The organism is Aeromonas sp. 603607 (assembly GCF_049171595.1).
GTDB lineage: Bacteria > Pseudomonadota > Gammaproteobacteria > Enterobacterales > Aeromonadaceae > Aeromonas > Aeromonas veronii.
In genome coordinates this window covers 1-599 of record NZ_JAAKOV010000040.1, presented here as the reverse complement: position 1 = coordinate 599, position 599 = coordinate 1, and the positions used below count along the sequence as shown (strand labels likewise).

The window sequence follows — 599 nt, the reverse complement described above, 5'->3', positions numbered from 1 at the left end:
TCCCGTGTATCGCCTTGTTACAGTAAAAACAGGTTCCCCCCTGCAAGTCCCTCAAAACCTCCCCCACCCGTCCCAGCGCCTGACGGCTTGAACCAAATAGAAAATTCTCCAGCCCTACACTTGGGCCAATCAGTGGCTGATTCCCCTTGATGTCGCAGATAAGCTGCAACCAATGCTGTCGGGAGAGGGAGACCACCAGATCGTAAAAGCGGTGGAGACAGTAGAGAATTCCGGGGTTCAGGCAGATATGATCCGCGCCCCTTTGATGAGGATAGAGGTGGCACTCCTCTCGCCCACCCAGGATCTGCAGACGCCACAAGGGCCCCTCAACAAGGATGCGCCGAACTCGGGCAAGAAGAGGCCGCCAGGCGTCGTGCCGACGCAGTGCAGTTACCGAGCGGACCCCCTCTGCACGCAGCCGGGACAACTCCGTCAGCATGATGGCCTGACGACCGCTGCTCTGTTTGAGCAAGGTAGCCGTTTCTCCCGTCGCCGAGTAGGGCAGACTGTGCTGCCAATAAAGCTCCACAAACTTGGTGGCCAGTTCGTCCAGCGTAATAGTGCGCGCCGCGGTCAGATCATGGGTCTCGGTACTGCGC

General features: G+C 58.8%; 1 pseudogene. It reads right to left on the bottom strand.

Features of this window, described 5'->3' with window-relative positions:
• A pseudogene (locus tag G5315_RS20500) lies at window positions 1-599 on the bottom strand (HNH endonuclease); the annotation flags it as partial.